The sequence below is a fragment of the Bacillus sp. TH25 genome, from assembly GCF_016650935.1.
Lineage (GTDB): Bacteria > Bacillota > Bacilli > Bacillales > Bacillaceae_G > Bacillus_A > Bacillus_A mycoides.
This window is the reverse complement of record NZ_JAEKEU010000009.1, coordinates 553,965-579,090: the sequence shown is the minus strand read 5'-3', so window position 1 is coordinate 579,090 and position 25,126 is coordinate 553,965. Positions and strand designations below refer to the sequence as shown.

General features: G+C 35.0%; 26 protein-coding genes and 1 riboswitch. Of the genes, 18 read left to right on the top strand and 8 right to left on the bottom strand.

The genetic code is table 11. The annotated features are described in order from the left end of the window. Nucleotides 1-55: 55 nt before the first annotated feature. Together JFT89_RS07540 and JFT89_RS07535 are read left to right on the top strand one after the other, a co-directional pair. Nucleotides 56-778, top strand: a complete 723-nt coding sequence (locus JFT89_RS07540) for a prepilin peptidase (RefSeq protein WP_016094508.1) — start codon at nucleotides 56-58, stop codon at nucleotides 776-778. A 14-nt stretch (nucleotides 779-792) separates the two neighbouring features. Continuing rightward, on the top strand, nucleotides 793-1,104 hold the full coding sequence (locus JFT89_RS07535; RefSeq protein WP_002064363.1) for a cyclic-phosphate processing receiver domain-containing protein: 312 nt from the start codon (nucleotides 793-795) through the stop codon (nucleotides 1,102-1,104). Nucleotides 1,105-1,131: 27 nt separating this feature from the next. On the opposite strand, the gene JFT89_RS07530 is transcribed toward JFT89_RS07535, so the two are convergent. From JFT89_RS07530 to phaQ, 7 genes are all read right to left on the bottom strand, one after another. After that, on the bottom strand, nucleotides 1,132-1,983 hold the full coding sequence (locus JFT89_RS07530; protein WP_002064364.1) for a formate/nitrite transporter family protein: 852 nt from the start codon (nucleotides 1,981-1,983) through the stop codon (nucleotides 1,132-1,134). A 209-nt stretch (nucleotides 1,984-2,192) separates the two neighbouring features. Then, nucleotides 2,193-2,987 carry a TerC family protein gene (locus JFT89_RS07525; protein WP_002064365.1) on the bottom strand — a complete coding sequence of 265 codons (795 nt, stop codon included), beginning with the start codon at nucleotides 2,985-2,987 and terminating at the stop codon, nucleotides 2,193-2,195. A 77-nt stretch (nucleotides 2,988-3,064) separates the two neighbouring features. Further along, nucleotides 3,065-3,239: riboswitch (yybP-ykoY riboswitch) on the bottom strand. A gap of 38 nt (nucleotides 3,240-3,277) precedes the next feature. After that, entirely contained in the window at nucleotides 3,278-4,597 is a 1,320-nt protein-coding gene (locus JFT89_RS07520; protein WP_016094507.1) for a TrkH family potassium uptake protein, read from the bottom strand. Between the two features lie 113 nt (nucleotides 4,598-4,710). Further along, entirely contained in the window at nucleotides 4,711-4,896 is a 186-nt protein-coding gene (locus JFT89_RS07515; protein WP_000241212.1) for an alpha/beta-type small acid-soluble spore protein, read from the bottom strand. A gap of 142 nt (nucleotides 4,897-5,038) precedes the next feature. Next, nucleotides 5,039-5,482 (bottom strand): MaoC family dehydratase, encoded by a 444-nt coding sequence (locus tag JFT89_RS07510; RefSeq protein ID WP_001067911.1) that lies wholly within the window; start codon nucleotides 5,480-5,482, stop codon nucleotides 5,039-5,041. Between the two features lie 101 nt (nucleotides 5,483-5,583). After that, entirely contained in the window at nucleotides 5,584-6,108 is a 525-nt protein-coding gene (gene phaP / locus JFT89_RS07505; protein ID WP_002011575.1) for a polyhydroxyalkanoic acid inclusion protein PhaP, read from the bottom strand. Between the two features lie 42 nt (nucleotides 6,109-6,150). Then, on the bottom strand, nucleotides 6,151-6,603 hold the full coding sequence (gene phaQ, locus JFT89_RS07500; protein WP_000903018.1) for a poly-beta-hydroxybutyrate-responsive repressor: 453 nt from the start codon (nucleotides 6,601-6,603) through the stop codon (nucleotides 6,151-6,153). Between the two features lie 198 nt (nucleotides 6,604-6,801). On the opposite strand from phaQ, the gene phaR reads away from it, so the two are divergent. The 5 genes from phaR to JFT89_RS07475 all read left to right on the top strand — a co-directional run bounded on the left by phaR (nucleotide 6,802) and on the right by JFT89_RS07475 (nucleotide 12,022). Beyond that, nucleotides 6,802-7,296, top strand: a complete 495-nt coding sequence (gene phaR, locus JFT89_RS07495) for a polyhydroxyalkanoic acid synthase subunit PhaR (protein ID WP_201039710.1) — start codon at nucleotides 6,802-6,804, stop codon at nucleotides 7,294-7,296. Nucleotides 7,297-7,448: 152 nt separating this feature from the next. Beyond that, nucleotides 7,449-8,192: an acetoacetyl-CoA reductase gene (locus JFT89_RS07490; RefSeq protein WP_000250406.1), complete on the top strand. Its 744-nt coding sequence runs from the start codon at nucleotides 7,449-7,451 to the stop codon at nucleotides 8,190-8,192. 83 nt (nucleotides 8,193-8,275) lie between these two features. Beyond that, complete coding sequence (gene phaC / locus JFT89_RS07485; RefSeq protein ID WP_002011573.1) at nucleotides 8,276-9,361, top strand: class III poly(R)-hydroxyalkanoic acid synthase subunit PhaC; 1,086 nt, start codon at nucleotides 8,276-8,278, stop codon at nucleotides 9,359-9,361. A 94-nt stretch (nucleotides 9,362-9,455) separates the two neighbouring features. Next, nucleotides 9,456-10,649 (top strand): NAD(P)/FAD-dependent oxidoreductase, encoded by a 1,194-nt coding sequence (locus tag JFT89_RS07480; RefSeq protein ID WP_016094506.1) that lies wholly within the window; start codon nucleotides 9,456-9,458, stop codon nucleotides 10,647-10,649. Nucleotides 10,650-10,672: 23 nt separating this feature from the next. Continuing rightward, a complete protein-coding gene (locus JFT89_RS07475; protein WP_002011570.1) occupies nucleotides 10,673-12,022 on the top strand; it encodes a TrkH family potassium uptake protein in 1,350 nt (449 codons plus the stop codon). A gap of 39 nt (nucleotides 12,023-12,061) precedes the next feature. Here the strand turns inward: JFT89_RS07475 and JFT89_RS07470 are convergent, their stop codons facing one another. Further along, nucleotides 12,062-12,445, bottom strand: coding sequence for a DUF3905 domain-containing protein (locus JFT89_RS07470; protein WP_002011568.1), 384 nt, complete (start codon nucleotides 12,443-12,445; stop codon nucleotides 12,062-12,064). Nucleotides 12,446-12,542: 97 nt separating this feature from the next. Here JFT89_RS07470 and JFT89_RS07465 point away from each other — a divergent pair, with 97 nt between their 5' ends. From JFT89_RS07465 to cbpA, 11 genes are all read left to right on the top strand, one after another. Then, entirely contained in the window at nucleotides 12,543-12,698 is a 156-nt protein-coding gene (locus tag JFT89_RS07465) for a hypothetical protein (protein ID WP_002011566.1), read from the top strand. A gap of 228 nt (nucleotides 12,699-12,926) precedes the next feature. Continuing rightward, entirely contained in the window at nucleotides 12,927-14,003 is a 1,077-nt protein-coding gene (locus tag JFT89_RS07460) for a putative 2-aminoethylphosphonate ABC transporter substrate-binding protein (RefSeq protein ID WP_002011564.1), read from the top strand. Between the two features lie 19 nt (nucleotides 14,004-14,022). Continuing rightward, nucleotides 14,023-15,024, top strand: a complete 1,002-nt coding sequence (locus JFT89_RS07455) for a putative 2-aminoethylphosphonate ABC transporter ATP-binding protein (RefSeq protein WP_002086828.1) — start codon at nucleotides 14,023-14,025, stop codon at nucleotides 15,022-15,024. After that, nucleotides 15,025-16,782: a putative 2-aminoethylphosphonate ABC transporter permease subunit gene (locus JFT89_RS07450; RefSeq protein ID WP_201039709.1), complete on the top strand. Its 1,758-nt coding sequence runs from the start codon at nucleotides 15,025-15,027 to the stop codon at nucleotides 16,780-16,782. 21 nt (nucleotides 16,783-16,803) lie between these two features. Then, nucleotides 16,804-17,598, top strand: coding sequence for a phosphonoacetaldehyde hydrolase (gene phnX, locus JFT89_RS07445; protein WP_002166111.1), 795 nt, complete (start codon nucleotides 16,804-16,806; stop codon nucleotides 17,596-17,598). 16 nt (nucleotides 17,599-17,614) lie between these two features. Continuing rightward, on the top strand, nucleotides 17,615-18,712 hold the full coding sequence (gene phnW / locus JFT89_RS07440) for a 2-aminoethylphosphonate--pyruvate transaminase (protein WP_002064372.1): 1,098 nt from the start codon (nucleotides 17,615-17,617) through the stop codon (nucleotides 18,710-18,712). Further along, nucleotides 18,709-19,893, top strand: a complete 1,185-nt coding sequence (locus JFT89_RS07435; protein WP_016094504.1) for a saccharopine dehydrogenase family protein — start codon at nucleotides 18,709-18,711, stop codon at nucleotides 19,891-19,893. Before phnW ends, JFT89_RS07435 begins: the two co-directional genes overlap by 4 nt. Before the next feature lie 40 nt (nucleotides 19,894-19,933). Then, nucleotides 19,934-20,716, top strand: a complete 783-nt coding sequence (locus tag JFT89_RS07430; RefSeq protein ID WP_002064374.1) for a DeoR/GlpR family DNA-binding transcription regulator — start codon at nucleotides 19,934-19,936, stop codon at nucleotides 20,714-20,716. Between the two features lie 434 nt (nucleotides 20,717-21,150). Then, nucleotides 21,151-23,436: an NEAT domain-containing leucine-rich repeat protein gene (locus tag JFT89_RS07425; RefSeq protein WP_201039708.1), complete on the top strand. Its 2,286-nt coding sequence runs from the start codon at nucleotides 21,151-21,153 to the stop codon at nucleotides 23,434-23,436. A gap of 249 nt (nucleotides 23,437-23,685) precedes the next feature. Continuing rightward, entirely contained in the window at nucleotides 23,686-24,315 is a 630-nt protein-coding gene (locus JFT89_RS07420) for a class II aldolase/adducin family protein (RefSeq protein ID WP_002011549.1), read from the top strand. Between the two features lie 125 nt (nucleotides 24,316-24,440). Continuing rightward, entirely contained in the window at nucleotides 24,441-25,064 is a 624-nt protein-coding gene (gene cbpA / locus JFT89_RS07415; RefSeq protein WP_002135099.1) for a cyclic di-AMP binding protein CbpA, read from the top strand. The last annotated feature ends 62 nt before the right edge of the window (nucleotides 25,065-25,126 follow it).

Sequence of the window (25,126 nt, the reverse complement as noted above, 5' to 3'; positions counted from 1 at the left end):
GAAGTAGAAGTTCTCTCCTTTTTTTGTTATGTTCTTTTGGAAAGGAGAGGAAGGGATGTTCACTTATTTATATGCATTGTTAATAGGTATGGTGTTTGGTTCTTTTTTTATGGTGATTGCGATGAGAGTTCCAGTAGGGGAATCTATTATTACACCACGTTCGTACTGTCATTACTGCAAGTATACGTTACAGCCGAAAGAACTTATTCCAATCATTTCATTTTGTATACAAAAAGGGCGTTGTACGAATTGTAAAAGGAAAATCTCAAGTTTGTACATAGTATTTGAATTTGTTACAGGCAGTTTATTTTTTCTTACTGTATATGTAATTGGAATGGAAAGAGAGCTCATCATCATTTTATCGCTTTTTTCGTTACTTCTAATTATTTCAGTTACAGATTTAGTATATATGCTAATACCTAATCGTATTTTAATTTGGTTTGCGCTTTTGCTTATTTTAGAATGTATTTTTGTACCGTTAGTTACTTGGATAGATAGTTTAGCTGGTAGTGGAACTATATTCATTTTGTTATATTGCATGCAAAAGATTTATCCAGATGGTCTTGGCGGAGGTGATGTAAAATTACTTTCGTTACTCGGATGTATAGTCGGAGTGAAAGGGGGTTTTATAACTTTATTTTTAGCATCTTGCTTTAGTCTTTGTTTTTTCGGGATAGGTATAGCGCTAAAACGTATAAACATAAGAACTCCAATTCCGTTCGGACCTTTTATTAGCCTTGGAGCAATATGTTATGTGTTGGTCACATATGCAAAATAGAGAGGAGATAGAAAATGAATGTATATATGGATGATCAAAGAAGTTGCCCATACGGATATGTTTTGGCAACTACAGTAGAATCTGCCTTGCAAATTGTTAGGGATAATGAGGTGAATATTATTTCCCTCGATTATAATATGGGATGGCGACAAAAAAGTGGGTTAGATTTCGTAGAAGCTTTCTGCAACGAAGGTTTATATGTTAATGAAATTCACCTTCATACAAATGATGTCATCGGTATGCATCAGATGAAAAAGAGCATAGAGAGAGGGAAGGAAAACGGGGAAATTAATCCTTATATTGCCTTGAAATATGTAGGGAGCTAAAAACTCCAAAGTAAAACTTTGGAGTTTTTAATGTTTCATATGTGCTTGTAAAGGAATAATTTCCTCCGTTTGAGCTCCAACTAATTGAGTTTTCTCTTGTTCAACAACAGGTGCTTTCTTTGTTAAGTAATGATATACCATACCGACAAATACGGATCCGCCAATAATGTTACCGATTGTAACTGGAATTAAGTTATGAATAGCGCCCGCAAAAGAAATTGTCTCAGGATGTGGTGATACTAAAGATAAAGCAAACAGTGATAAGTTTGCAATGCTATGCTCATAACCAGATAAAAAGAAAGTGAAAACGAGCATCATCATCATTAATATTTTTGCTGTGTCACCTTTCACTTGAGAAGGTAAGAAGCAGGCAAGACATACGAGCCAGTTACATAAAATGGCTTTAAAGAATAATTGCATTGTAGGTGTATTCATCTTTCCTTCAACAACTTTATTCATTAAATGACTGTGATCAATTGCTTCGAAAATTCCAGTTGCGTAAAATAGTAAGGCAAAGAATAAAGCGCCAGCTAAGTTACCTGCATAACAAGCAACCCAGTTGCGAAGTGTATCAGAAATCGTTGTTTCTTTTCTTAAAGTTGCCACTGTGAAGTACATCGTATTGCCAGTAAATAATTCAGCGCCGCCATATATAATAAGTACGAGAGCAATTCCGAAAAACATGGAGGAAGCTAAATATGTTGCTGGTGAATCTGCAATATGAAAAAAGTTACCTAATTTAAAACATAGTACAATAATAAAACCGATATAAATGCCCGCAAGTGCAGCACGAACGAAATATTGCATTGGATTTATATCTAGCATTTGTTTTTTGCTCTTAGCCAGTTTTACAACGTAATCTAATCCTTGTTCTAGCATGAGTAATACGCTCCTTTAATACATCGTCTATAAATACTCCTTATATGAATAAGGTACATGGATTTGTTCATAGTTTCAATAAGTTTGTGCAATATTTCACAAAAAGGACATACATCTAGAAAGGAAGCGTTTACAAAAGGTAGTATAATGGAATTTTTCCTGAAAATAGAGAGGGGAATTGAAACGAGAAAAAAGAAAAAGCGCTGTAATTACAGCGCTTTTTCGTCTAAATTCTTTTCTACTTTTACTTCTACTTCTTTCGAGAAGAACCAACCGCAAACTGCGATTCCAATTAATACAATCCAGAATGTAAGCTTCCACGGAGTGGATTCTGGGAATGAATGCGGAAGGACATTTAAAGCAGGGTGTGCTAGCGTATAAACTGTTAATTTCACACCAACCCAACCTACAATTAAAAATGCTGCAGTTTCAAGTCCTGGTTTACGTTTTAATATTTGTACGAAAGCAGTTGCTGCAAATCGCATTATAACTAATCCGATAAGTCCACCTGTAAAGATAACGATAAATTGACCTGTATCAAGACTACCAACCGTACCTAATCCTGTTTTCGGTAAAGTCACTGCTAATGCAACAGCAGCTAAAATTGAATCAACTGCGAAGGCGATATCAGCAACTTCGACTTTAAATACAGTCCACCAAAAGTTCTCTTGTTTTTTCTTTGCTTCTTTTTCTTCTGTTTCTTCATGTGTATTCTTTTTAACATACGTTTTAAATAAGTGATTCCCCGCGATAAACATAAGATAAATCGCACCAATTGCTTGCACTTGCCATACATCTACTAGGAACGAAATCATAAATAGTGATCCGAATCGGAAAACGAACGCTCCTGCTAATCCATAAAATAGTGCTTTCTTTCGTTTTTCTTCTGGTAAATGTTTTACCATGATTGCGAGAACGAGAGCGTTATCAGCCGCTAAAATCCCCTCTAGTGCAATTAGGATGAGTAATACCCAACCATACTCCAATAATAATGATACATCCATGTACATTCTCCTCTCATTTCTATAAAGTCTAAACAAGTGAAGAAGTTCCCCACTGTTTAGTTTCCCCATACTCCTGCGCATCAACGGTGGAGGAAATTTGAAAACAAAAAAGACCTCTGCCGTTGATAGGCAAAGGTCTTGCTAGACATATGTAATGAAAATGCCAACAAAGCCGGAAGAACTAAGTTCTACGTAATGACGACTTTGTTTCCAAGAAATAGTTCTTGGACGCTACTCCCCTTTGGAGATATGCTATTGTACTCTCATTATATGGATAATTTATACGGTTGTCAACCTGTTAAAATATCTTCGTTTGGATATTTTATTTTTCTTTGTTTTTTACGTGCAAATGAAAAGGCTAATGTTAAAGGCCCCATCTTTCCAAAAAACATCATAAAGATAATAATTATTTTGCCGATGATTGTTAAGTGTGGCGTCAAATTCATGCTAAGGCCGACAGTTCCAAATGCTGAAAATACTTCAAAAGCACTCATTAATAAAGGAACCTTCTCAGTGATGCTTAAAATTAAAATGGAAAGAAAAATAAACGAAATTGAAATAATAGTAATCGTTAATGATTTGACAATGAGCGTATCTTTAATGGATTTTTTAAACACGACAATATCATCTTGTTCTTGCAAAAATTTAAATACGCCGAAAAACATAATTAAAAAAGTTGTTAATTTAATCCCACCACCAGTAGAAGCACTGCCAGCACCAATAAACATAAGAAGCATCATTAATAAAAGTGATGGTTTAGATAGAGCGGCAATATCCACTGTATTAAACCCAGCTGTACGAGTCGAGATTGCTTGAAAATAAGCAGCCATGCCTTCTTCAAATGGTGTAAATCCTCTCATAGAAAGAGAATTATGGAACTCGAATATAAAAATAAAAGCTGTAGCAATAATATTGATGATTAGAGTAGAAGAGAGCATAAGCTTTGAGTGTAAAGTAAGGTTTCTAAAGTTTTTCTTTCTTTTTATATCTACGATAACCGTAAAACCAATCCCACCTAAAATAATGAGGGAAGAAATAACGAGATTGACGAGAATGCTATGGGAGTGCGGCATTAAATTATCGCTCCACACAGAAAACCCAGCATTATTAAAGGCTGAGATAGAATGAAAAAAGCTATAATATATACCTTTGGCAACCCCATATTTTGGTACCCATTCAAAAGAGAGAAGTAAAGTAGCGATACATTCTACAGTAAAAGAGAATAAAAATAATGCTTTTGCAAGACGAATGATTCCGCCGACATTTGTTTGGTTTAATGCTTGTTGTAATAAAATCCGGTTTTGAAGGCCGATTTTTCTGCCGAGCATAATTGCGATTAAAACAGCAAAGCTCATAATGCCAAGCCCACCAACTTGTATAAGTGTTAAAATGACACATTGGCCAAATAAGGTAAATACTTTACCAGTGTCCACAACACCAAGCCCTGTAACCGTACAAGCAGAAACCGTTGTAAATAAGGCATCGAGCCATGAAATGGACGTTGTTGTAGCAATTGGCAATTTCAATAGGCATGTACCGATAATCGATAGCATAATAAAAGATACAGTAAGAACACGGGGAGGACTCATGCTAATGTTAATCCGTTTCATTTCACATATCGTTCCTTTCGATTTGCTCTTACTAGTATGTGAAGAAGCACTATTATGTATGTTAAAAAAGAAAGAGGCAGAGAATATCTGCCTCTAAGCCATAGGTTATATAGTTATCCGCGTAATTGTTGTTGAGCTAAAGCAACAAGACGTTTCGTTACTTCACCGCCAACTGATCCGTTAGAACGAGATGCTGTATTAGATCCTAAGCTTACACCGAATTCTTGTGCGATTTCATATTTGAATTGTTCAAGTGCTTGCTCTGCACCCGGAACTAGTAATTTGTTTGTTTTCACCATGTTGATACACATCCTTAAAGAGTAATCCAGTTTAGCTAAGTGCTATCTGGTAATGTTATTTTATGTGTAAACGACGTACTCATACACGGAAGTAAACGGTGTGATTAGAAGTTCTTGGATAGAAAAAAGAGTAGCAAATTTGCTACTCTTTTTTCAGTATTGTCGCTGTACCTTCTACGACAATATCATCAGATTGATTATATATGTTTGTTTGCAATGTGATAATTTTTTTATCGTCCCGTTTTTTAATAACTTCTGCCACAACGCGAAGTGTATCACCGATTTTGACAGGAGCACGGAATGAAACGTTTTGTGATAAATAAATCGTATTTTTGCCAGGAAGTTTCGTTCCAAGAATGGTAGAAATAAAACTTGAAACGAGCATGCCATGGGCAATACGTTCTTTGAACATTGTCGTTTTTGCAAAAGAGTCTAGAATGTGAATAGGATTTACATCTCCAGTCAATTTTGCAAAATTGATAACGTCCTCATCCGTAATTTTTTTTGTAAGTGATGCTTGATCACCGACTTGAATCTCATCGTAACGAAGCTCCGGAACAGTTTGTGCTTCTTGAAATGGATTCATTTTGTCCTCCTTCTTTTCCATATCGAAAAATGTAAGCCATCTTGATGTAGTAGGAGGAAGAAAGAGTTTTGTTTGTGCTGCAGTTAGTTGCCACATTTTTCTTACTTGATGGAAGTAAATAGATTTTTTGAGTTTTCCTCGAACTGCTTTGCGAGTTCTAGTTGTTTGGACTTGAACTCTCCCAAAAAAACTTCTAACTGTTTTTGAACCTCTTCACGTTGCGACTGTTGTTGTTCGATAAAGTGTTTTGTTGTTTCTTCAAATTGGCCGCTAGTTTGAGTAAGAATAGACAAAGATGTTTTCGTAGGCGAAACAGTAAGTTGGTGCATTTGATTAGAAAGCTCATTCCACTTTTCTTGCCACTCGTTAATTTGATCATTTAAGGAGTTTCCAGTTAATTGCTTCACATAGTCTGTATATTGGTTATTGAACTGAGCAGTGAATTGGTGTAGTTCTTTTTCTAGTTCATCTACTCCTGATGTTAATTTATGCAAAGCGTCTTGTTGTTGTTTTAACGTTTCTAAAGTAAGTTGCTCTAATTGTTTCCCAGCTGAAGAGAAGAGGGAAAGAGATTGAGACCAGTTTTTCCAAAATGCATCGACTAATTCGTATGGCTTAGTTTCCATTGTTTGACCTCCAAATGTTTTTTTGCATATTGTGAACGCAGATTACTCTGCTGTACCACCAGGTGAAGATGAAGAATCCTTTTCATCCTTTTCTGGAGAAGTAGAAAATGGAAAGAATGCATTGGTGTATAACGTGAAAAACGTCCGCAACATATTTTGATAATGTTCAAAAGAAGTCGCACATGTTGTTAAATATTGCTCTCCATATTCTGTTAAAGAATAAATTCGTTTCGCTGGCCCGCCTTCGCTTGTATCCCAAGTAGAAGAAATAAGATTTTCTTTTTCTAATTTGCGTAGTGTCCTATACACATTACCTTGGTCAACAGAAGAAAAGCCGATGTCCATTAGCATTTGAATAAGTTTGTAACCATGAAGACTCCAGTCTTTTAGACAGAGAAGTAAGAAAGGAACTAAGAAGTTTTTTGGCATGGAGTTTGGTTGTTTCGCTTGGTTTTTTTCCAAACTTTCTGGGTGTTCTGGTTCATTATGTAGCATGATTGTGCATCACCTCATGAATCAGTTAGATGGAATTTTTTGCTTATAAGTGCAATTTACACCTATCTGTTTTTAATGTCAATACATTTGTTAGAAAATAAAGAAAAATAAAATATATACTTGAAGTTTTATTCGGAATATTAGAAAATAGTGAATAGGTTGAATTGTTTCAAAAACGAAAAAGGGAGTGTAGTCGAAGTGATTGATCAAAAATTCGATCCATTGCAAGCATGGAAAAATGCTTATGAACAAACCGAAACATTTTGGGGAAAAGCGCTCAATGAAACAATTAAAACAGAAGAATATTCTGCTTGGATGGGCAGCGTTCTAGATTTGAATTTGTTTTATCAAAAAGCATTAAATGATACGACAAAAAATTATTTAGAACAGGTGAATGTGCCGACGAGAGAGGATATCGCTAGAGTAGCTACGCTTGTTATTAACTTAGAAAATAAAGTTGATAACATCGAGGAAATTCTAGAAGAGAAAGTGGATTCATTAGGACAAGCTCCTACATTAAAGCGTGATGTTACGAAAGTAAAACAAGATATGCGCACGTTAGAAACGAAAGTTGATCAAATTTTAGAATTGCTAGAAAAGCAAAATGCAGTACTAGCTAAACTACAAGTACCTGTAAAAGAAGAAGTAAAGCCTGTAAATAAGCCAGAAAATAAGCCGGAAAATAAAAAATGATAATCGCGTTTGTTTATAACGTGTAAAAGAGAGAGGGAGAATCTCTTTTCATGTATAAACAACGAAACATAATTAATATATGGACTCAATTAGTATGAGTACCAAAATGATTCATAACAATCGTTCACAAATTCATTTAAGGGGGAAAAGAAATGGTTCAATTAAATGGCAAAGTAGCAATCGTAACAGGTGGGGCAAAAGGAATTGGAAAAGCAATTACAGTAGCATTAGCAGAAGAGGGAGCAAAAGTAGTTATTAACTATAACAGCAGTAAAGAAGCAGCTGAAAACTTAGTAAATGAATTAGGAAAAGAAGGACATGACGTTTATGCAGTTCAAGCGGATGTTTCTAAAGTAGAAGATGCAAACAGACTTGTAGAAGAAGCTGTGAATCATTTTGGTAAAGTTGATATTCTTGTTAATAATGCTGGTATTACAAGAGATCGTACATTCAAAAAATTAAATCGTGAAGATTGGGAGCGCGTAATTGACGTGAACTTAAGCAGTGTATTTAATACGACAAGTGCGGTACTTCCATACATATCGGAAGCAGAAGAAGGAAGAATCATTAGTATTTCTTCTATTATTGGCCAAGCTGGTGGATTTGGACAAACAAACTACTCAGCAGCAAAAGCAGGTATGTTAGGATTTACAAAATCATTAGCGTTAGAACTTGCAAGAACAAATGTAACTGTAAACGCAATTTGCCCAGGATTTATTGATACTGAAATGGTAGCAGAAGTACCAGAAGAAGTGCGTCAAAAAATCGTTGCGAAAATCCCGAAAAAACGTTTTGGTCAAGCTGATGAAATTGCAAAAGGTGTAGTATATCTATGCCGTGACGGTGCGTATATCACAGGTCAGCAATTAAACATTAACGGCGGATTATACATGTAATGAAGTAAGAAAAAAGTGCATATCCATAGCAGGAATGCACTTCTTTTTTTAGAAAGAAATTGACCAAAAAGGAGATAGAAAAAATGACTACATTCGTAACGGAATGGGAAAAGCAATTGGAGTTGTACCCAGAAGAATATCGTAAAGCATATCGCCGTGTGAAAAGAGCGAGCGAAGTTTTATTACGCGAACCAGAACCACAAGTTGGTTTAACACCGAAAGAGGTTATTTGGACGAAGAATAAAACGAAGCTTTATCGTTACATTCCAAAACAAGAAAAAACACAGAGAGTTCCAATCTTATTAATATACGCTCTTATTAATAAACCGTATATTATGGATTTAACTCCAGGTAATAGTTTAGTGGAATATTTAGTAGATCGTGGTTTTGATGTGTATATGCTTGATTGGGGCACATTTGGTTTAGAAGATAGTCATTTGAAATTTGATGATTTCGTGTTCGATTATATTGCAAAAGCAGTGAAAAAAGTAATGAGAACTGCAAAATCGGACGAGATTTCTTTACTTGGTTATTGCATGGGTGGAACGTTAACATCTATTTATGCAGCGCTTCATCCGGACATGCCAATTCGAAACTTGATTTTTATGACAAGTCCTTTTGATTTCTCTGAAACAGGGTTATACGGTCCTTTATTAGATGAGAAATATTTCAATTTAGATAAAGCGGTTGATACATTTGGAAATATCCCACCAGAAATGATTGATTTCGGAAATAAGATGTTAAAACCAATTACAAACTTTGTCGGTCCATATGTTGCTTTAGTCGATCGTTCAGAAAATGAGCGCTTCGTCGAAAGTTGGAAATTAGTTCAAAAGTGGGTAGGCGATGGTATTCCGTTCCCAGGTGAATCGTATAGACAATGGATTCGTGATTTTTATCAAAATAATAAATTAGTGAAGGGTGAACTCGTTATTCGCGGACAAAAGGTAGACCTTGCAAATATTAAGGCGAATGTCTTAAATATTTCTGCGAAGCGTGATCATATCGCTCTGCCATGTCAAGTAGAAGCTTTACTTGATCATATTTCTAGCACAGATAAAGAGTATGTATGTTTACCGACAGGACATATGTCTATTGTGTATGGTGGAACGGCTGTAAAGCAAACATATCCGACGGTTGGAAATTGGCTTGAAGAGCGTTCTAATTAAAGAGAAGAAATCCAACTAGCGTATGTTAGTTGGATTTTTTTATGGAAAATGACGAAACATAGAAAGGAGAAAATTACATGGTAGGAGTATAATTATGAAGCTTATGACTGGTAAGGTGTTTTGGAATTCTGGAGTTTCTGTACCTTGTTATCCAACGTTAGAAAATGATATGATATGTGATGTGCTCGTAATTGGAAGTGGAGAAGCGGGTGCTCATATAGCGTATTCGTTAGCTAAAATTGGAATGCGTGTTATGCTCATTGAAAAAAGAGCAATTGCATGTGGTAGCACAGCTGCAAATACAGGATTATTACAATTTGTTCATGATAAATCGTTAACCTCTCTTATTCATACATTTGGTGAAGAGAAAGGGGTACGAGCATATAGACTTTGTTATGAAGCGCTGCAAACAATGGAGAAGGTTGTGCCAACTCTCGATATTGATCCCCATTTTATTCCGCGAAATAGTTTGTATTATGCAAGTAGAGATGAGGATGTTTCATTTTTACAAGAAGAATATAATACGTTACGCCATTATGGATTTCCGGTTGAATATTTTACAGAGTCTGATATTAAGAAACGTTATTCATTTGCAAAACAAGCAGCGTTATATACAAGCGGTGATGCAGAAGTGAATCCGTATTTATTAGCGCATAGTCTTTTGCATAAAGCGAAACAAATGGGCGCTACTATATACGAACATACAGAGGCATTACATATTAAACAAATCCAAAATGATTTAATTTGTTACACGAATACAGGAAATAAAATAGTAGCAAAGAATATTATTATGGCGACAGGTTATGAAGCAATTTTTGGAAAGAAAGAAAAAAATACAACAGTAGAAACGTCTTATGCCGTTGTGACAAATAAGATAGATTATTTTGAAGGCTGGCATGAGCAATCGTTAATTTGGGAAACAGCACGTCCGTATTTGTATAGTCGAACGTATCAAAACCGCATTGTTATAGGCGGATTAGATGAGGCGCTGAAAATTCAAAAAATCGGCGATACGAAATTATTGCATAAGCGTGATCTTCTTATTAACATTGTAAAAGAAATGTTCCCGCAGTATAAAAATATACGGGCAGAGTACTATTGGGCAGCAGCATTTGGTGGCAGTCATGACGGTCTTCCTATTTTAAAAGAAGATAAAAAAATACCTAATTTATATTACGCACTGCCGTATGGGGGAAATGGAACTGTATACGGAATGGTATTTGCGAAACTATTTCAGCAGTTATTTACAAATGAAGAAAGTGATGATTTTTCTTTATTTAATCGATAGAAAAAAGGTAGCGAAGTGATGGAATGAGAGATATAAAAAAGTTTTTACAAAAGTTACGTCCCGTACAACTTATCGTTGTATTTTATTTACTAGCAGTAGTCGTATCGGTAATTTTGCTTAGTTTACCATTTGTTACGAAGCCTGAAGTGAAATGGACATTTATCGATGCACTATTTACATCTGTTAGTGCGGTAAGTGTTACAGGACTGTCTGTTGTTACGATTTCAGATACGTTTACAACGGCAGGAATTATTGTTTTAGCCCTTATTTTACAATTAGGCGGATTAGGAATTATGGCGCTTGGTACATTCGTCTGGATTATAACGGGGAAAAAGATTGGTTTGCAAAGAAGAAGATTAATTATGGCAGACCATAACCAAGGGAATTTATCGGGCCTTGTAGAATTGATGCGTTCTATTTTAATTGTAATTATTTCGATAGAACTCATTGGAGCAATACTGTTAGGTACAAGGTTCTTACTATATTTCCCGACTTGGCAAGAAGCTTATTTTCACGGTTTCTTTGCCGCTGTGAGCGCAACAACGAACGGAGGATTTGATTTAACAGGACAATCACTTATTCCGTACAAAAAAGATTATATTGTTCAAATGATTCATATGTTGCTTATTATTTTAGGAGCTATCGGTTTCCCAGTGTTAATGGAAGTAAAACAATTCCTTAGTAAAAGGCGACAACAACTATTTCGCTTTTCGTTATTTACAAAATTGACGACAACGACATTTTTTGTACTCGTTATTGTTGGAACAATTATGATTTTTCTATTAGAACGAAATCATTTTTTAGTAGGAAAGTCATGGCATGAAACTGTATTTTATACATTATTCCAATCTGTGACGACGCGAAGTGGAGGACTCGCTACAATGGACATACGTGAATTATCACAACCAACGCTTTTATTTATGAGTATATTAATGTTCATTGGGGCATCTCCAAGTTCAGTTGGGGGCGGAATACGTACAACAACATTTGCAGTTAGTATATTATCGTTATATACATTTGCAAGAGGCGGGAGAACAGTCCGAGTTTTCAAACGTCAGCTACATGAAGAGGACGTGTTGAAAGCATCTGTCGTTATGACGATGGGGATTTTATTATGTGCCTCAGCGCTATTCATTTTATCTATTACGGAAAATGTACCGCTTATGAGCTTAATCGTTGAAGTTTGTTCTGCTTTCGGAACGACGGGACTATCAACAGGTGTTACTCCTGATTTAACAACTGTTGGTAAACTTGTACTTATTGTACTTATGTTTATCGGACGTGTCGGTATTTTGACATTTATTTTAGCTAGTGGTGGAAGAGAGCAACCAGCTCGCTATAAGTACCCGAAAGAGCGGATTATTATTGGATAGTATGAAACCATTCTACCTGAGTTAGGTAGAATGGTTTTTTTAGTCGTTAATTCCGAATTGGGGATGCATAAAAGCATCATTTTTATTATCAACTTCGTTTTTAAGTAATTCTTGATTCTCTTCTGCAATCCATCCGATATCATTTGTAGGATGGATCCATTCTTCCCCAGCCATAATGGCAGGATCTACCTCATCACTCCAATTATTAAGAGGACTGTTAGTGGAATCGTATTTACTGTCTCCAATTACAACATCATATTGATTTATAAAAGGTTGTTGCATCTTTTTGCCTGTGCCTTTAAAAGAAGGAAAGTTCATTTGATGAGGGAGCGTCTCGTCTAAAATTGGCGATTGTATCGTTTCTTTTTCTTTCAAAGTAATCGCTCCTTTTTGTAATGGCTTGTTCGTATGTAGTATTTCCATCTATAAGCTCTTATGTACTTGTTAACACTTCCCAGTAATAATTACTGTAAGTTGTTTCAAACTAGAATAGAAAGTTATTTCGTGAGAGCAGGTGAATATGTTGGTAAAAAGAAAAGTAAAACAAAATGCAGCAATTAATAATAATAAAACTCCGAAAGAAAGCTTACCAGATGCAGAATTTGCATTAGAGTATGAAGGAGAAAATAGTGCGAAGTATGCAAATCGTAATTCAAAAAAAGGTAAACAAAAATGAGGCGTTTTTTACAAACGCCTCATTTTTTTGTGGGATTATAAAGGTTTTTTAAATTATTTGTAAATTTCACGTTTGATATTAGCAGAAAAATGCGAAAAAACATAGAAGTAGCAACGTATTACACAAAAACAAACAACAAACAAAAGATTAATGTTGGTTTAATACTGCTTTTACACTAGTTGTTTATATTAGAGTTGTACATAAGATTTGTAAAAGGAGAGAGAGACAGTGAAAAAAACAATCTTTAAAGCTGTAGCAACTGGAATGGTATTTTCGTTATTAATGGGGTGTGGTGCAAAGAAAGAAGAAAGTGCTGGAGCAAAAGTAAAAGATGATAAATTATCTGGATCATTAACTGTTTACACAGCGATTGAAGAAGAGCTTGTACCGATTTATCTTGATTCTTTTAAACAGAAGTACCCAGACGTGAAGTTGAACATTGTTCGTGATTCAACAGGAGTTATTACAGCGAAATTACTAGCTGAAGGAAAAAATACACAAGCAGATGTTGTATGGGGAACTGCAGCGTCTAGTCTATTAGCTTTAGATAAAAAAGATATGTTAAAAGGATACTCTCCAAAAGGAGCAGATCGTGTCCTTCCGCAATTTAAAGACGATAAGAAACCAGAAAAATGGGTAGGAAATACTGCATTTATGACGGGGATTGCTGTAAATAAAGAAGAATTGAAGAAAAAAAATTTACCGATGCCAGAATCATATGAAGATTTAACGAAACCAGAATATAAAGGAACGCTAGTTATGCCGCATCCGGCTTCTTCTGGAACAGGATTTTTAACAGTTTCTGCATGGCTACAAATTATGGGAGAAGATAAGGGCTGGGATTACATGAAGAAACTTCATGATAATATGGCAACTTATACTCATTCAGGTTCAAAACCAGCGAAATTAGCAGGCGCAGGTGAATATCCAGTTGGTGTATCAATGGTTTATAGTGCTTTGAAAGAGAAACAAAAAGGTGCACCAGTTGAAGTTGTACTGCCGAAAGAAGGATTAGGCTGGGAAGTAGAAGCGAACGCACTTATTAAGAAAGATAATGCTAAAAATGATAAATTAGCGCAAGCATTTTTAGATTGGGCAATTACAGATGATGTAATGAAGTTATACTTCGAGAAAAATGGATTTGCGACAATTAAAAATGATTATAAACTTCCAGATGGATTCCCTAAAGATGTGACAGAAAAGTTATATAAAAAGAATGACTTTAAATGGGCAGCAGAAAATCGTGACAAAATTTTAGAAAAATGGGAAAAAGAGTTTGGCCAAAAAGCAGAACCGAAAAAGTAAGTGAGTGGGAGAGAGAAAAATGAGCGAATATTTATCAATTCAACACATCCAAAAACAGTTTGATGCATTTACAGCGTTAAAGGATATTTCTTTTACTGTGAAAAAAAATGAGTTTGTTTGTTTATTAGGCCCAAGTGGTTGTGGGAAAACGACATTGCTCCGAATTTTAGCGGGGCTAGAAGAGGCAACAACAGGTAGTATTGCTGTGAATGGAAAAGATATTACAGCATTACCACCTGGAAAGAGGAACTTCGGAATGGTTTTTCAATCGTATGCACTATTTCCGAATTTAACTGCACTTGAAAACATTGAATACGGCTTAAAAACAAAAAAATATGGAAAAGCAGAAGTAAAAGAAAAAGCGCTATCGGCGTTAGAACTTGTTGATTTGCTGAATGTAAAAGATAAATATCCTGCTCAAATGTCTGGTGGACAACAGCAGCGAGTAGCACTTGCACGTGCGCTCGCTCTGTCTCCCGATATTTTGTTACTTGATGAGCCGTTATCTGCTTTAGATGCAAAAGTGCGTGAAAAGTTGCGCAGAGAAATGCGTGATTTGCAAGAAAAAGTGGGAGTAACAACTATTATGGTAACGCATGATCAAGAAGAGGCATTAACGATGGCTGATAAAATTGTTGTAATGAATCATGCGGAAATTATGCAGATTGGAACACCAGAGGAGATTTATCAAAGACCAGCCAATCCGTTTGTGGCAGATTTTATTGGTTCTATTAATTTCTTTTCGAAAAATAACGAAGAACATGCGATTCGTCCTGAACATGTAACAGTTGTACAAAATAATGGTATTAAAACAGTTGTAGAAAGCATGGAATTTCGCGGTTCTGTATACCGGACGGAAGTGCGGGTCATAGAAGAGAAAACACACCTTTATAATGAGAAAATTGTAGTGGATATATTGGCATCAGAAGTAGAGGAAACTGCTATTAGAAAAGGAAAGCCAATTCAAATCTCTTTCTCAGAAAATCATATGTTGTCATATGGAAAGAAGGTCATTGTATAGATGGAGATGTTAGAAAACTTTAAGGCAGAAAGTACAAAAAAAAAGATTAAGAGACGTATCGGTAAAGAAGAGTGGATACAAAGACTATTAATTATTGGTATGCTTCTTTCATTTTTTATCATGCTTGTATTGCCTTTATTACAACTGTTTACACAAGCCTTTTATGATAAAGATGGAGCTTTTGTTGGTGTTGCGAATTTCAGTAAATATTTCACAACACCAACGCTAGTTCAATCACTACAAAATACGATATGGATTTCGGGCGCTACAACAATTATTTCGGTTACACTCGCTTTCGCTTACGCATATGCGATCGCTCGTGCAAATGTTTTTGGAAAGCGCGTATTTCAATACATAGCATTATTACCATTATTTGCACCAACGATGATGCACGGTATTGCGCTTACATATTTATTTGGTAATCAAGGGTTAATAACAAAAGGGATGTTTGGTTTATTTGAAGGAATACAAATACCGTTATACGGACCAGTAGGAATTGTAATGGCTGAAGTTATGTATACATTTCCGCAAGCATTCCTTATTTTATTAATTGCTCTCCAAGGTTCTGATTATCGTTTATATGAAGCTTCTAATATGTTGGGTGCAAGTAAAGTGAAACAGTTTCTTACGGTTACTTTACCTAGTGTGAAATACGGATTAATTAGTGCGATGTTCGTTGTATTTACACTTAGTTTCACTGATTTTGGGGCACCTAAAATTGTTGGAGGACAATATAACGTACTTGCTACTGACGTATATAAGCAAGTAATTGGACAGCAAAATATGTCCATGGGCGCAACTGTCGGAATGATTTTATTGATCCCAGCTATTTTCGCATTTGCAGTTGATCGTATTACGCAAAGAAAACAGGCGAATCTCTTATCTTCAAAAGCAGTACCTTACAGAATAATAAATAATAAGAAAAGAGATGTTATTTCATTCGTATATTGTAGCGTAGTCACGTTTATGATCATTCTTTTATTTGTGGCAGTTGGTATTGCTGCAAGTGTGAAAGTATGGCCATATAATATGAGTTTTACACTTGAGCATTTTAATTTTTCAAGTTTGACAGGAGACGGAATTGAAGCATTTAAAAATAGTGTAATTGTCTCAGCTATTACGGCAGTTATCGGGGCGATTTTAACATTTGTGTTCGCTTATGCGATTGAAAAAATAGAACAGCTACAGTTTTTTAGAAAAGTAGGCTACTTTTTCTCTATTGTACCGTTAGCGATTCCTGGATTAGTACTTGGATTAGGATATGTCTTTTTCTTCAGTCAACCAACAATTCAAATTCTAGGACTTTCAGTAACAAATCCGTTTCATTCCTTATATGGCACAATTGCTGTTTTAGTATTAGTAAATATCATTCATTTTTACTCGGTAACGTTTGTTACCGCAACGACTGCTTTAAAGAAACTGGACCGAGAGTTTGAACTTGTTTCACAGTCGATGAGCGTACCGTTTTATAAAACTTTCTTTCGAGTAACAGTACCGATGTGTTTACCAGCTATTTTAGAAATGGTTATGTACTATTTCGTAAATTCAATGGTGACTGTATCGGCAGTAGTGTTCTTATATGCGGCTGATTTTAAACTAGCTGCTGTATCAATTGTAAATATGGATGATGCAGGAAATGTAGCACCAGCAGCTGCGATGAGTGTACTTATTGTTGTTACCAATATTGTAGTAAGAGTTTTATACGAATGGGGAACGAAAGCACTTCGTAACCGAACTTCACAATGGCAAAAAAGATAAGTAAGAAGGGTGATGGATAGAATGAAAATTGAAGCAGTTATTTTTGATTGGGCAGGTACGACAGTTGATTACGGATGTTTTGCACCATTAGAAGTATTCATGAAGATTTTTCATAAACGCGGTGTTGAAATTACAGTAGAAGAAGCACGTAAGCCAATGGGATTATTAAAAATAGATCATGTAAGGGCACTAACAGAAATGCCTCGTATTGCGAATGAGTGGAAGCGTGTCTTCGGACAATTACCAACAGAAGCAGACATTCATGAGATGTATGAAGAATTTGAAGAAATTCTCTTCGCTATTTTGCCAAGCTATGCCACGCCAATTGATGGGGTAAAAGAAGTGGTTGCTTCATTACGTGAAAGAGGTATTAAAGTTGGGTCAACAACTGGTTATACGAGAGAAATGATGGACATTGTTGCAAAAGAAGCAGAAATACAAGGGTATAAACCTGATTTTCTTGTGACGCCAAATGATGTTCCAGCAGGTCGTCCATATCCGTGGATGTGTTATAAAAATGCGATGGAACTCCGTGTATACCCAATGAATCATATGATAAAAGTTGGAGACACCGTGTCAGATATGAAAGAGGGCAGAAATGCTGGAATGTGGACAGTTGGTGTAATCCTCGGTAGTAGTGAGCTCGGTTTAACGGAAGAGGAAGTTGAGAATATGGATCCGTTAGAGCTTCGTGAAAAAATAGAAGTAGTTCGTAATCGTTTCATTGAAAATGGGGCTCATTTTACAATTGAAACGATGCAGGAGCTCGAAAACGTAATTGAACATATCGAGAAACAAGAACTTATTATTTCATAAAGGGGGGCACACGATCATGAATGAAAATCACTATTTATTATTAACACCAGGACCATTAACGACAACAAAAACTGTAAAAGAAGTTATGTTATACGATTGGTGTACGTGGGATGTTGAATATAACACGATGGTGCAAGATGTAAGAAATAGGCTTGTATCGTTAGCGACAAAGGAAGAAGAAAAGTACACAACAGTTTTAATGCAAGGAAGCGGTACGTTTGCGGTTGAAGCAGTAATTGGTTCTGTTATTCCTAGAAACGGAAAGCTGCTAGTTTGTACAAATGGTGCGTACGGTAAGCGGATTGTACAAATGGCAGAGATGTTACATATAGATGTGATGGTCAGTCAAACAGAAGAGTGGGAGCCTACTAATATTGCAGAAGTAGAAAAGTTATTGCAACAAGATAAAGAGATTACGCATATTGTAGTTGTTCATTGTGAAACAACTACAGGTATTATTAATCCAATTGTAGACGTATGTAAATTGGGAAAACAATATGGAAAAGTTACACTGGTTGACGCAATGAGTAGTTTCGGTGGTATTGAAATAGATATCGCTGAGTTGCAAATTGACTTTCTAATTAGTAGTGCGAATAAATGTATTCAAGGTGTTCCCGGATTCGGTTTTGTCATCGCAAATCGTGATGAACTATTGAAATGTAAAGGGCAAGCTCGTTCTTTATCATTAGATTTATATGATCAGTGGGAAACGATGGAAGAGCAAAATGGGAAATGGCGCTTTACTTCACCAACCCATATTGTACGCGCCTTCTATCAAGCATTGCTTGAATTAGAAGAAGAAGGCGGGGTAAGAGCCCGTTATAATAGATATTATAATAATCAAAAATTATTAGTGAACAAAATGAAAGAAATAGGCTTTAAGCCATTGGTAGATGAAAAATATCAATCTCCTATTATTACATCTTTCATTTATCCAGAAGCAGGATTTGAATTTTTGCAGCTGTATAACGAATTGAAGCGATATGGATTTGTTATTTATCCAGGCAAAATTTCGAAAGTAGATACGTTCCGCATTGGAAATATCGGTGATGTACATGAAGAAGATATAAAACGTTTAGTTGATAGTATTGCTAAAGGAGTTGTTATAGGATGAAAGTATTTTGTTTAGGTGGAGCAGGTAAAATTTGTCGTGAAGCAATTTTAGATTTAGTTCAATTTTCATCTTTTGAGACGATTACGGTAGCCGATTTTAACGAAGAAGAGGGCCGAAAAGTAGTAGAGTGGTTAAATGATCCTCGTGTTGATTTTGTGAAAGTCGATGTGACGAATCATGAGGATACGGTCGCAAAAATGAAAGGCTATGACATTGTAATGGATGGTACGACGATAAAGTTAAATGGATTGTCTACTCGTTGTATCGCAGATGCCGGCTGTCACGGTGTGAACTTAAATGGATTTGGTGAAGAAAATGAGTCCCACTCTAAATTTGTCCAACATGGAACAACATGTTTACCTGGATTTGGTATGACACCAGGTGTAACGCAAATGATGGCCATGTATGCAGCAAATCAGTTAGATACTGTAGAGTCAGTTCGAGTAAGTCATGGCTCGTATCGTCCAATTGCTTTTTCTGCATCAATTACAGAGACAACGACATATGAATATGATCCACATTTGCCGACGCGCACAGTGTATGAGGAAGGTGAATTTAAGCAAGTACCTCCGTTTGCGCGCCCGAGAGAAATTGAATTACCAGCACCTTACGGAAAAACAATGCAGTATATAATCCCGCATTCAGAAACGATTACGTTAGCGAAGGCACTGGAAGATAAAGGTGTACAGCTTATTGAAACAAGAGGAACTTGGCCAGAGCAAAATATGCAGCTCGTTCGTGCTTTATATGATTATGGTATATTACGTAATGATCAAATTGAAATAAACGGTAAAGAAATTGGTATTATGGATTGTATTTCGAAGTATCTATTAAAATCGAAAGAAGGACAAGCAACAGAGCTTTATGGTTATGCACTTCATGTAGAAGTAGTAGGTATGAAAAATAATCAAAAACAAAGGCATGTGTTATACCATACACATCCGCTATCTGACGGTTCTGTAGTAGGTTGGGAGAAATTAAGGGCCTATACAAGAAATGTTGGTATCCCATTTGGAATCGCTACAGAGTTAATTGCAAAAGGAGTAGTTAATAAGGCCGGTGTTATTACTCCTGAAGAAGCTTTCGAAAATCCACAAATTATTTTTGACGAACTAGAAAAGCGAGGTATTTATATTCATGAAGAGATTTTCACTGAAAAAGAAAATTATAACTTTGTATAAGTAAGACAGTTTATGAGGTAGATATAAATGGGGTGAGGCTATGTCTGTAGTAGGTGAAGAGAGAAAGAGGACAATTCTTGAGAAGGTAGAGTTTAAAGGGAAAGTAAAAGTTTCAGAATTAGCGAGAGAGTTCGCAGTATCAACAGAGACGATTCGTCGGTATTTAGAAGAATTAGATCGTGAAAAAAAATTGAAGAAAGTGTACGGTGGAGCCGTTCAACTTCCGGGAGCTGGGATAGAGGCACCGATGTTAGAACGAGAGATGCTGCATATAGAAGAGAAGAAAAGAATTGGGTATAAAGCAGCAACGTTTGTGGAAGATGGAGATGTTATTGCGATTGATGATGGAAGTACACCACTTCAAATGGTGCCATATCTTGTTCATCGTAAAAATTTAACGATTGTTACGAGCTCTTTTCCAGTAGCGACACAATTAATATCTTCTATTAATAAAAAGATGTTTCACGGTGAGGTTTTATTTATTGGTGGAAAAGTATCTCCAAAACATTCACGTGTGTCGGGGTCTATTTCGCAGCAAGTAATTCATCAATTTCATTTTCATAAAGCGTTCGTTTCGATTGATGGATTGTTACCTAGCTTTGGGGTTTCCAGCTTTGAATTAGAAAAAGCGAAACTGTCAGAAGCGATGATTAAATTATCGGAGAAAACGTATATTTTATGTGATCATACAAAGATAGGCGTAAAAGGGAACTACCGAATAGCAGGATTTTCTCGTATTCAACATGTTATTTGTGATAAGAAAATGCCATATAGTTTTGAAGAAGAAGTTAAAAAGAATAATATTCAATGGACAGTTTGCTAAATGAATTGAATACATTTAGACTCCCACCTAATTTTTAGGTGGGAGTTTTACTATCAGCAAGTAAAAAAAAGATTTGTATTTATGCAAAAAGTGGACACATTTTCTTATCTCGTTCATATAATTTACCAATACAAAAAAAGTTGGTCGAAGGAAAGAAGGGAAAGTATGTCGGAACGGATATATAATAAACTTGTATTGTATGCAAACATTTTGCAAAAAATTGGTGTTATTAATGAAAAAGAAAAAAGTGAAATCCTTCATACGATAGGCAAAAAAGCCCTTTGAGTAAAGGGTTTTTTATTTTTTATCTATGGAAATATAAACTTAATGTAATATTCTTATTGACAATGATAATGAGATTCATTATCATTTATTATGTTAGTAATTGATAATACCTATCAATTAAAATATATATAAGATAAGGGGATATTATTTTGAAAAAAAGTTATATTAAAGCTCTAGTAGTAGCAACAACATTAGCTATTCCATTTGCTGCGTATTCTACTCCAGCGTTAGCAGCAATAAAAATTGAAGCAAACCAGTCGGTAGCAGCAGCCAGTGATCGCACGTATGATACTGAGATTAAAATATATAAGGATCAAAAAGATGAGCCATCTATGGTTTCTCAGTACATAAAAAATCCTAAAGTAGCAATTGAAGACGGGAAAAAAATTGTTACTGTAACCGTACAAGATAGCGATTATTTTCAATATCTTAGAATAGAAGATAGAAATCAACCTGGTGTATTTCATGATGTGAAAGTTCTGTCAGAAGACAAAAGAAAAAATGGAACGAAAGTAGTCCAATTTGAAATTGGGGAATTTGAGCAGAAGCACAATATGCAAATGCATATATTTATTCCGGCTATTGGATATGATCACAAATATCAAGTTCAATTTGAAATTAAAGATACAACTGTAGGCGAAAAAGATACAGAGAAACCAGATGATAACTCTAATTCAGGCAATACGGAAACAGATAATCCAGTTGATAATCAAAATATGATAACAGATAACAAATTAAGAGAACTTGTTAATAAAAAAGTATTTAATAGAAAAGATTTAAATACACCAATTACGAAAGAAGAGTTATTACAAGTAAAGGACTTGTTTTTAAACACGAATGAGATTCTGGATTATAGTGCATTAAAATATATGCCAAATTTAAAATCTTTAACAGTTGCGAATGCGAAGATAACAGATCCGTCGTTCTTTGCGAATTTAAAGCAATTAAATCATTTAGCTTTGCGTGGTAATGAATTTTCAGATGTAACACCACTTGTTAAGATGGATAATTTAGAATCTCTTGATTTGAGTAATAATAAAATTACAAACGTTGCACCACTAATTGAAATGAAAAATGTAAAAAGTTTATATCTATCAGGCAACCAAATAGAAGATGTAACAGCATTAGCGAAAATGGAACAACTAGATTACTTGAATTTAGCAAATAATAAAATTACGAATGTTGCTCCATTAAGCGCGTTGAAAAATGTAACATACTTAACTTTAGCAGGTAATCAAATTGAAGATATTAAACCGTTATATTCATTACCTTTAAAGGACTTAGTATTAACGCGTAATAAGGTTAAAGATTTATCGGGTATTGATCAAATGAATCAATTAAATAAATTATTTATCGGGAAAAATCAAATTGAAGATGTGACACCACTTGCTAAAATGACTCAGCTTACAGAATTAGATTTACCTAATAATGAGTTAAAGGATATTACTCCATTATCAAGTCTAGTAAACTTACAAAAGCTTGATTTAGAGGCAAATTATATTTCAGACTTAACACCAGTTAGCAATTTGAAAAAGTTAGTATTTCTAAGTTTTGTGGCAAATGAAATCCGCGATGTGAGACCAGTTGTGGAACTAAGTAAGACAGCTTACATTAATGTTCAAAATCAAAAAGTCTTTTTAGCGGACACAGAAGTAAATAAAGAAGTGAAAGTACCTATATATGAAAAAGACGGTAAAATCTCTACAAAAATTCGTTTGAAGGGTGAAGATGGTACGTATAGTAACGATGTAGTTAAGTGGAGTACACCAGGTGAGAAAGTATATGAATTTGGTGTGAAAGACCCATTTGCAGATACAGGAATCTTCTTCACAGGATCTGTTATTCAAAATGTAGTAGAAAGTAAAGAGGACAATACTTCTAAAGAAGACGAGAAAATAGAAGCGGTAATAGAATTTAATGATGTGCCGAAAGGACATTGGTCAGAGACAGCAATTAACTATTTAGCGAAAGAAGATATTTTTAAAGGATATGGAAATGGTAAATTTGGATTTGGGGATAATATTACTCGTGGACAAGTTGCATCTTTAGTACAAAGGTACTTGAAATTAGAAAGTAAAGTAGAGCAGAAAGAGATGTTTACTGATACGAAAGGGCATATGTTTGAGCAAGATATTGCTACAGTTGCACAAGCTGGAATTATGCAAGGAGATGGTACAGGTAAGTTTCGTCCAGAAGGAGTATTAACTAGGTACGAGATGTCAGTAGTATTACAAAAAGTATTTCAGTTAAATGAAAATAAAAATAATTCGGAGAACTTTACAGACGTACCAATAGGTCATTGGGCAGAAGGATATGTGAAAGCATTAGTGGATAACAATATATCAAAAGGTGACGGGAATGGGAACTTTTTAGGGGATGATTTCGTAACACGTGAGCAATATGCGCAATTTCTGTATAAGGCAATAAAAAAATAATAAATGAGAAAAATACGTTATTCTTTAATAAGAAGAATAACGTATTTTTTATATGTACAAAATCAAGTGCTAAATAGACAGGAGTATTTACATGTGATAGGCCTATTTTTCCGATAGGTGCTGAAACCATATTGACAAAAAGGCATTCTCGTGTGATAATTCAATTAAATTTTTAGAATAATCAAAAAATATTCCTTTTATATAGAAAGGATTTGAATATTATATTAATATTACGCCGGGGGTGACGAAATGTTATTTTTTCTGAAAAAATGGAACGAATTAAAAGATGTGAAAGCAGAATTGGCACTTCGCGATTGGTTTTATGGTACGAAAATTAGTTTATCGATGTGTACGTCAAAAGAGCCATTAACATTTTTAGTGAATGTAGAGGGAAGAGATAAAGGGGTATTTTCTGAAGAAGATTTTATTGTCGTAAATTGCATGTGTGAGCCAGTATTTGAAAACGAAGAAAAACCAGCTATAGAGTCATTTATGCATGCAGATATTTATAAAAAAAGTAGTGCAGAATGCATTTTACAAGTACAGACTGTAGATAGTCATTTAATGTCAGAGCTATATGGGAAAGAAGGAGAAGTAACATTCGAAAAACGTAGTGTGGAACGTGTTTTTGGAAAAGATGGTATTACAGAAATGACAATTCCAATTGTAGAAGATGAAAAGAAATTCGCTAATTTATTAGAAAATAATGTTCCGAATTTTATTGAAGGTGGAGGAGTAGTCCTTGTTCATAATTACGGAATGATCGTGTGGGGGAAAACTCCAGAAGAAGCGAAAAAATGGTTGGAAGGTATAGAGTATTTAATGAACTATCACGTAAAGCTTTTAATGATAAAAGGGGCAAAAAGTTCTGTTATATAAAGATGTATTCACAGAGATTACCATTCCATAAAAATGAAAGCGTTTTAAAAAGAAATTTCACTCATAAAATATAGGTCTCCTTATTATATATAGATTACATGTTGACATGTAAGGAGGAACATATTTTGCGAGTTAAATATCATTTTCTGCCAAAACAGCAGGTGACATTTTGCAAAACGAATGATTCTGGTGAAAAGGCGTTACAAATTATGAATGAAACGGGATTTCGCGCAATCCCTGTATTAGCAGAAAATGAGAAGGAATTCACGGGGATTATTTATAAAGTAGATCTTTTAGAAAAGAAGTGTAATAGCAGATTAGAGGATGTAAGTACAGAAGATGTACTGGAAAATCCAAGTTCGTTTATTTTTGAAAAGGATTCTTTTTTTAGAGCTTTTTACGTTATTCGTCGTCTCCCGTTTTTAGCGGTTTTAAATGAGTATAATGAATTTGTCGGCATTTTAACACATTCTAATGTATTTGATGTCATTGAGGATTCGTTCGGTATGCGGACGGGTGGTTATATATTAACAATTGCAACACAAGATTGTAAGGGAACAATTAAAGAGCTTGGGACATTATTAAAAGCATATAATATCGGTGGACTGTTTACGCTTGATAACGGTGATCAATATATTCGCCGTGTTATCGTAAATATATCGGATGAGTTAAATGAAAAAAAATTAAAGCAATTGATTGAAAAGATAGAGAAAAAGGGATTTAGGGTGAGTCATGTAGATTATATTTAAGTTGAAAAGGAAAGGTACCTATCTGCTATGTGTAGATAGGTATCTTTTTTAGTGCGAGAAAT